This is a genomic window from Caballeronia eucalypticola (genome assembly GCF_047608185.1).
Taxonomy (GTDB): Bacteria; Pseudomonadota; Gammaproteobacteria; order Burkholderiales; family Burkholderiaceae; genus Caballeronia.
On record NZ_JBLKRU010000068.1, the window covers coordinates 23,453 to 30,961 of the forward strand.

Below are 7,509 nucleotides of genomic sequence, written 5' to 3' on the forward strand. Positions count from 1 at the left end.
TGCACATCATGAATAACTTAAAAATCAAACGCTGGGCGGGACTGTCGTCCTTGCTGGGATTTCTTCTGCTGTCAGCCGGATGCTCTTTGTCTCCGACGTATGAGAAGCCAACGATGTCCAGTACAGCATCGTTCAAAGAAGCGTCGCCTGAGCCAACGCTCGCCGCTGGTGAATCTGGCACTTGGAAAACTGCACAACCTTCGGAGCAGGTGCAACGAGGCGAGTGGTGGGCTGTCTTTGACGACCAGACGCTTAATGACCTTGAGCATGAAGCCACCATTTCTAACCAAAATCTGAAAGCCGCCGCTGCACGAGTCAAAGAGGCGCGAGCCATAAATCAAACTACGCGGGCGGCCCTATTTCCTACTCTGAATGCTGGATTTGGTCCGACTCGCGAACGACTCTCGCCTGCGTCGCAGTTCGAGCCAGACAACTCAAATGTCCCGTCTCAGACGCTTTGGCGAGCTCAAGCTGCTGCGTCTTACGAGGTTGACCTCTTTGGCCGCGTTTCTGACTCGGTGAAGGCATCGACCGCTGATGCGCAGAGAAGCGAGGCCCTTTATAGGTCCGTTTTGCTAGCCCTCCAGGCAGATGTTGCACAAAATTATTTCAATCTTCGCGAGCTCGACGCTGAAAGCGACGTTTTCGCGCACACTGTTTCCCTGCGAGAGGAGGCCTTAAAACTCGTACAGCGCCGCTTTTCTGAAGGGGATATCAGTGAATTGGATGTCGCACGGGCAAGGTCAGAGCTCGCCACCGCAAAGTCTGACGCAATGACCGTCCAGCGGATGCGTGCAGCATCAGAGCACAGCTTGGCAGTGCTGCTGGGCAAAACACCGTCAGAGTTTTCGATGGCGGCCAATCCGTTGGCACCGGTCAACATCCGTATTCCTGCGGGGCTGCCGTCATCGTTGCTCGAGCGTCGGCCAGACATTGCTGCCGCCGAGCGCGCCATGGCGGCCGCGAACTCCCGAATCGGCGTGGCGAAGGCAGCATACTTTCCCTCGCTGAACATTACAGGTTCGGGAGGCTTTGAATCAGCCACTCTAGGGGACCTCTTCAACTGGTCAACGCGCACGTTTTTGCTTGGCCCGTTCGCTGGGACGGCCCTGTCAGTGCCGATATTTGATGGCGGGCGGCGTAAAGGGAATCTAGCGAACTCGAGGGCTGTGTATGAGGAAGAGTCGGCAAACTATCGTCAGCAAGTTCTGGTTGCCTTCCGCGAGGTTGAGGACAATCTTTCAGATTTACGGATCCTTGAAACGCAAATGCAGACGCAGTCGGAGGCCGTCAACCAGTCGTCCCGCGCGGCCCAACTTTCCCGCACGCAATACACCGAGGGTGCCATCAACTATCTGGACGTTATCGATGCGCAGCGCACCGTTTTGCAATCGCAGCGTGCGGCTGTGCAGCTCGCTGGTGTGCAAGCGGTTTCAACCGTCAATCTGATTCGAGCATTAGGCGGTGGGTGGGGTGACACGGGCATCGCGCCTGCCGCCCCTAACTCGCATCTCGATAAAACAAACTAGCGAGATTTATAACGCCAAAAGTCGCAGGCAGCAAAGCGTTAGCACAGGTGTTTCCTCTACCGAAGAAACGACTCGATGATGAGTGTGTCGCTCCGACAGACGCTCTACCGGCGTGAAATGGTTCCGCCGCTTTAACCCTATACGAATCATGGTGTCGCTCGACTTTAAGCTCGATTCCATCTCGCTGATGTTATTTTGAAATACCTCAAAGTATGTATTTAAGGGCGCGCTTGGGAAGAGCACTAGAGCTGGGGGTCCTTCCCTCTCATGCAAAGCGCACGACAAGCAATGCCATTATTGATTGAGCGTGTTGTGCCCCCACAGTTCGCTCGCCGCAGCAGCCCATATTCGCCGGTCTCACGACTCGCGAAACACTTACCAAGGAGCAGTTCATGACCAGACAAAATGTTGAGTTCTCTGCCACTGACGGCACGATCCTTCGAGCGTGGCTGTTTAAGCCCGACCACGCCGCGAAAGCGTCGCCTGCTATTACAATCGCGCACGGGTTCGGCGCGACAAAATTCCATGGACTTGAGAAATATGCTCAAGCATTCGTTGACGCCGGTTTTGTCGTACTTGCCCACGACCACCGAAACTTCGGCGAGAGCGATGGCCATCCCCGTCAGGACATTGATCCATGGCGTCAGATCGAAGACTGGAGGCAGGCAATCAGTTACCTCGAGAAGCTCGAATTTGTAGATTCAAAACGCATCGGATTATGGGGGACAAGCTACTCCGGCGGCCACGCTATCGTGCTAGGAGCAACTGATCGACGCTTGAAAGCCATCGTGGCCCAAGTTCCTACAATTGATGGATGGGCCTCAGGACTTCGTCGCGTTACACCCGACCGCGTGGCTGCCATGGAGTCGGCATTTGATGATGACTCACGTGGACAATTAGAAGGAAAGCCAGCTCAGACTCGGCGACTCGCAGACTCGGATCCGAACGTTCCGGCGCAGTATCACTCGCAAGACACGGTTGATTTCTTTTTGCAAACCGTTCCCCCTGGAATGTGGAAGAACGAAATAACTTTACAGTCCAATCGTCGCGCCCGAATGTACGAGCCAGGCCGTTGGATCGATCGCATTTCTCCGACACCGTTTCTGTTGGTTGGTACGACGCACGATACAACCGCACCGAGTGATATGGCGCTTGCTGCTTACGAGCGCGCATTGGAACCCAAGGCACTTGTCCTCATGCCCGGAGGACATTACACGCCGTACTTCGAGGGTTTCGAGCAATCCTCGCAGGCGGCCGTTGCTTGGTTCGTCAAGCACCTGAAGCCATAGTCATGGTAACCGCTCATCATTTGGTTAGAGATGTTTAAAGCGCGGGCAATCTAATCGAATCAGGGATGCTCGGGATTTCGAACAAACCGTTCGTCTGCTCCAATCTGGTCTTAATTTAATAATCATCTAAATATCTTAAGTTCTATTGATTTCTTCGACTTATTAATATAAATTAAAACCAACTCGCGTTCTCCTCGAAGATTGTTGCCAAACGTTTTTCAGTGCGAGCTAGGGGTTGTGAAAATCATTTCACAGCCCCGCATTCCCTTACTTCGTCCAATATCAGACTATCGCATGTCCGCCATCAACCACCACGGTTGACCCAGTGGAGTAAGGCGTTGTTGCTACGTAGACAATGGCATTGGCGACATCTGCCGGCTGACCCATCCGTCTCGCAGGCAGACGTGCCGCAGTCGCTTCATACATGGATTCACGCGACTTATCGTCAAGCTTCGACCATAGAGGCGTCGCTATGATTCCGGGCGATACGGTGTTCACTCTTACTGGCGACAGTTCCAACGCCAGACCCCGTGCGAGTGCTTCAACGGCGGCGTTTACGGCTCCTTGGGCAGCGGCGCCGTTGCTCGGCCGGGTGCTCAAGATCCCGGAGACAAGAGTTAATGAACCATCGTTGGAAATTTTTGCGTAACGGGCCACGCGGTAAGCGCCCCAAAATTTACTTTCCATCGCGGCATACGCGTCCGACATAGGTAATTCGCGTAACGAACCGATCGGCGTTTGAGCGCCAGACACAACAACATGGTCGTAAGTGACGTCAGAATCGAAGAACCTCTGGACGGACAAGTCATCGGTAATGTCAATCGTTCCGACTTCGACCGACGGATTAATTTCGGCAGCCGTCGCGCCTAACCTTTCCATGTTGCGCGATGCAATGGTTACATCTGCACCTAGATCCGCGAAAGCCTTCGCAGTTGCAGCACCGATTCCTGAACTTCCCCCAACGATCAATATCTTCTTGCCGGTAAGTTTTGACATGTTCCGCCCTTTTTACGTCATAAACGAGATAGGAAGCGCTGGCCAAGCACGCGTGCCACCAGGCAATCTCTGCGCACGCACTTTAGTGGCAACCAGCCCGAGCTTCGTGCTGTCAGTCGCTTTGGTGTCATGCCGAAACTTGCTGCGTAAAGTGCGCGAATCCGACGAATGACATTACTGCGGTTTATCCAAAAACTCCGCCCGATGAAGACGCGCAAATCGGACCCAATCAATAGGCTCCACGCCTGTGATTGATTTGAAATTATCGAAAACCTTATCTTGCTCAGGGACGGCGCTCAGCCTAAATCTTCTAAGGGTGTCAAGAGCAGATGCGGCATAATTCGGCTCCATGCCGCCTGATATCAACGCTTCGTGAAAGACCTCAGGTTCGTGATCTACCACGGTAAATTTCTGGTTCAGTGTCCGCTCCAGTATCTCAGCGATTTCACTCACCGACCGCACTTCAACGGAAAGATTATATTTTTCTCCCGCGTGGGTATCTACGTCATGAAGCGCCGCGACGCTTGCACGTGCAATATCCTCTGCTGACACCCATCCTATCTTTGCATCACCAAAGAACGTATGCAGCGGAAGGCCATCCGAATCTTTACCTTTCGAAAATGAACGCCACAGGCTTCCCGAACCGAGCAAATTCTGCATAAAGAAGTTGGGAGCGATATGCGTCCACTCCAGGCCACTCCCTTCGATGTACCGCTCGATAAATTGATGCCAGCCGAAATGAGCGATGTCAGTGTCGTCGGGTGCCCAAGCTCCCATATGGACAATGTGCTTCACACCCGCTTTGACTGCCTGGTCGACGACAAGCTTGCATTGTTGAAGCATCTCGACGGTGTATCCGGTTAGCAGGAACACACTTCGAATTCCTTTCATCGCAGCGGCTACCGAATCAGGTGAAGCTAGGTCCAAGATGACCGTTTCAATTCCCTGCTTGTTAAACGAGGCGGCTTTTTCGGGATCTCGCGTGGCAGCAACTGGCGAGAACACTCCCGCCTGTTTCAATTGCTGCACGACATACCCGCCCACCGTACTTGTTGCGCCAACCACCAAAACTCGTTCCGTGCTCATACGCTTACCTCCGTTTGAAAGACGTATCACATTGTTGAACGTTTGCAGATGTCCAACGATGTGAACTACCGCTAATGGCATGTGAAAAGACGTGTGTGTCGAGAACCTCCCCGACCCGTCCATGTCATTGTCACGTGGTATTACTTAATCAGACTGACGACCCTATAGAGACAACTACGACATCAAAATCTGTGTCTGATACCAACAACTGCAAGTTCCTGACTGCTTGTCCCGTTGTAGCCATAAGAGCCGATTGACGCCTGTGCATTTTGAGTCGTGCCATCCGAATTTCGTTGGGTCCCGCGTGCGTGTTGGTAGGCCGCGACCGCGTACAGGTCAGTGCGCTTCGAAAGTGAAAAGTCAGCACCCAGACTCGCCTGATGATAGGTTGCGGACGTATCGCCGCTCGCCTTCATATAAGAATATCCCGCCCCCACAAGCATCGCAGGCGTCAATTGGAAATTCAGAAAAGTGTTCCCGACGTTGAATTTTTCGGTGCTGTTGAACGACGAATTTCCGTCGTTCTTGTACTGCGCATTGCTGTATGAGCCGCCTACTGTGACGGGCCCGAACACATACTGAATAGCAGCGCGTGCGATACCCAGCGAATGTGCTGACGCGTAGCCACTGTTGATCGCGCCATCGAAGATGGCGTCTGATGAAGCAGTAGAATCCCAGCCACCTCGCACTGCGTTAGTAGTCGGGCTGGGATTAGTGGCAAGAAAATAGCCGCCCGCTATACCCAGCGGGCCGTTGTTATACGTCACTGCACCACTGTATGTGTACCCCTGCCCGGTGCGCCCAGCGAGGCCTCCGAACGCGTACAGTCCTTCAAATTGGAAGCCGGCGAAATTCGGCGAAATATACTTTACAGCGTTAGAAACCCGCAGGCTGTTGTCGTAGTTATCGACATCGCCCGGGGTCGCGATCGCAGCGCCGAAATAATTGTCGCCGGTCAACGGCTGCACCATATCAACCAGCGGATCATATTGACGCCCGATCGTCGCGGTGCCCCAGGCGTTTCCGGCTAATCCAACGAATGCTTGACGTCCGAATTCGCGACCACCTTGATTCAAGCGCCCAGTACCGATATCGAATCCACTTTCCAACGCAAAGATCGCTTCCATTCCCGCGCCAAGATCTTCCTGGCCTTTAATCCCCCATCGGTCGCCCGACAATGTTCCGTTCACCATTCCATACTGGTTTCCGTTACTTGTCTTCACATAGCCCAAACCTGCGTCAATCGTGCCATAAAGTGTGACACTACTTTGGGCCTGCGCTGCCCCTGCGGCTCCTAAAATGCTCGCCGACATGGCGGTCAAGACATACTTATTCATCTTTTCTCCTAGATATGGCCGAAATAAAGGAACATGGCGACAACAACGCGACTACAAGTCGCGGCGTATTTAGCAACTGACCTCAAACCTGAGTAGCGGTAACTAAGAGAACTCCTAGTCCAGCTTAGGATGCTGCCTTACACATCAGGTCTAAACAACGTGGCCGCTCAGAACGAGCGCGGACGCTTTCGTACCACTGAATTTCTGCAACCAAGAAATGGAGCAGCCGGGTCCGAGATCTCTGAACTTCAGAGTGAGCGCCGCTAAAAATGCCAAGTCGACGGACCCATGCTAGTTGAGATGGACTAGACGAAAAAGCGGTCGCTCAGAACAACAGTACTGAAGCTGGATCACTAAGAGGGCAGTTCAAAAAGAGCTCGGAAGGGCTGTTTACTTTTCCACGAAACGGTTAACCTTGGATACCTGAACAACGGATCAAGGAATGCCGGCACCTATCATCGATGACGAATTGTGGGCACTGATCGAACCGCTACTTCCACCGCCCAAACCGCGACGCCAGCGATACCCTGGAAGGTTGCCGGTCTCGGACCGTGCAGCACTCAATGGCATCCTGCTTGTGCTGAAGACAGGAATGCGATGGAACCATCTGCCGACCCGGTTGGGCTTCGGCTCTGGAGCGACTTGTTGGCGTCGGTTGCACGACTGGCAGCAGGCCGGGGTGTGGGACAAGCTGCACGGGCTACTGCTCGACAAGCTGCGCGAATCTGGCCAGCTCGATTTCTCATATGCGGCTGTCGATTCATCGTCCGTGCGAGCCGTTGGGGCGGGCCAAAAACTGGGCCAAACCCCACCGATCGCGCACGACCAGGGTCCAAACACCACGTCCTCGTAGACGCGAACGGCGTTCCTGTCAGCGTGATCGTGACCGGCGCGAACCGCAATGATGTCACGCAACTGCTGCCGCTGGTCGACGCTATCCCGCCGATTCGCGGCACACGCGGCCGACCGCTTCGCAAACCCAAGGTCATCTACGCCGACCGTGGCTACGACTCCGACTCGCATCGCCGCCAACTTCGCGAGCGTGGAATCAGACCGGTCATCGCCAGGCGCCGCACCGAACACGGCAGCGGTCTCGGCAAGTTCCGTTGGGTCGTTGAACGGACTCATTCGTGGCTCCATGGTTTCCGGCGTCTTCGCATTCGCTTCGAGCGCCGATCTGACATTCACGAAGCATTCCTCAAACTAGCCTGCTCACTCGTCTGCTGGAACATCTTCAGCCGAACTGAGCAGCCTTTTTGAACTGCCCTCTAA

At 54.0% G+C, this 7,509-nt stretch carries 7 protein-coding genes; 4 read left to right on the forward strand and 3 right to left on the reverse strand.

Features of this window, described 5'->3' with window-relative positions:
* The first annotated feature begins 8 nt into the window (after positions 1-8).
* Positions 9-1,529, forward strand: a complete 1,521-nt coding sequence (locus ACMX25_RS37775; RefSeq protein ID WP_414954967.1) for an efflux transporter outer membrane subunit — start codon at positions 9-11, stop codon at positions 1,527-1,529.
* Between the two features lie 392 nt (positions 1,530-1,921).
* On the forward strand, positions 1,922-2,818 hold the full coding sequence (locus ACMX25_RS37780) for an alpha/beta hydrolase (protein ID WP_414954968.1): 897 nt from the start codon (positions 1,922-1,924) through the stop codon (positions 2,816-2,818).
* Positions 2,819-3,100: 282 nt separating this feature from the next.
* Here ACMX25_RS37780 and ACMX25_RS37785 read toward each other — a convergent pair whose 3' ends face one another.
* From ACMX25_RS37785 to ACMX25_RS37795, 3 genes are all read right to left on the reverse strand, one after another.
* The gene (locus ACMX25_RS37785; RefSeq protein WP_414954969.1) at positions 3,101-3,814 is read right to left on the reverse strand and encodes an SDR family oxidoreductase; all 714 of its coding nucleotides are present in this window, start codon (positions 3,812-3,814) and stop codon (positions 3,101-3,103) included.
* A gap of 174 nt (positions 3,815-3,988) precedes the next feature.
* Positions 3,989-4,900 carry an NmrA family NAD(P)-binding protein gene (locus tag ACMX25_RS37790; protein ID WP_414954970.1) on the reverse strand — a complete coding sequence of 304 codons (912 nt, stop codon included), beginning with the start codon at positions 4,898-4,900 and terminating at the stop codon, positions 3,989-3,991.
* A 182-nt stretch (positions 4,901-5,082) separates the two neighbouring features.
* Positions 5,083-6,237 carry a porin gene (locus tag ACMX25_RS37795; protein WP_414954971.1) on the reverse strand — a complete coding sequence of 385 codons (1,155 nt, stop codon included), beginning with the start codon at positions 6,235-6,237 and terminating at the stop codon, positions 5,083-5,085.
* Between the two features lie 442 nt (positions 6,238-6,679).
* Between ACMX25_RS37795 and ACMX25_RS37800 the strand changes: the two genes are divergently transcribed.
* Positions 6,680-7,090: an IS5/IS1182 family transposase gene (locus ACMX25_RS37800; protein ID WP_062093255.1), complete on the forward strand. Its 411-nt coding sequence runs from the start codon at positions 6,680-6,682 to the stop codon at positions 7,088-7,090.
* Positions 7,000-7,497: an IS5 family transposase gene (locus ACMX25_RS37805; RefSeq protein ID WP_286162053.1), complete on the forward strand. Its 498-nt coding sequence runs from the start codon at positions 7,000-7,002 to the stop codon at positions 7,495-7,497. The genes ACMX25_RS37800 and ACMX25_RS37805 overlap by 91 nt, the downstream gene beginning before the upstream one ends.
* The last annotated feature ends 12 nt before the right edge of the window (positions 7,498-7,509 follow it).

Coding starts and splice junctions, on each gene's coding strand:
- ACMX25_RS37785 (WP_414954969.1), bottom strand. CDS start 3,814: ATGTCAAAACTTACCGGCAAGAAGATATTGATCGTTGGGGGAAGTTCA.
- ACMX25_RS37800 (WP_062093255.1), top strand. CDS start 6,680: ATGCCGGCACCTATCATCGATGACGAATTGTGGGCACTGATCGAACCG.
- ACMX25_RS37795 (WP_414954971.1), bottom strand. CDS start 6,237: ATGAATAAGTATGTCTTGACCGCCATGTCGGCGAGCATTTTAGGAGCC.
- ACMX25_RS37780 (WP_414954968.1), top strand. CDS start 1,922: ATGACCAGACAAAATGTTGAGTTCTCTGCCACTGACGGCACGATCCTT.
- ACMX25_RS37775 (WP_414954967.1), top strand. CDS start 9: ATGAATAACTTAAAAATCAAACGCTGGGCGGGACTGTCGTCCTTGCTG.
- ACMX25_RS37790 (WP_414954970.1), bottom strand. CDS start 4,900: ATGAGCACGGAACGAGTTTTGGTGGTTGGCGCAACAAGTACGGTGGGC.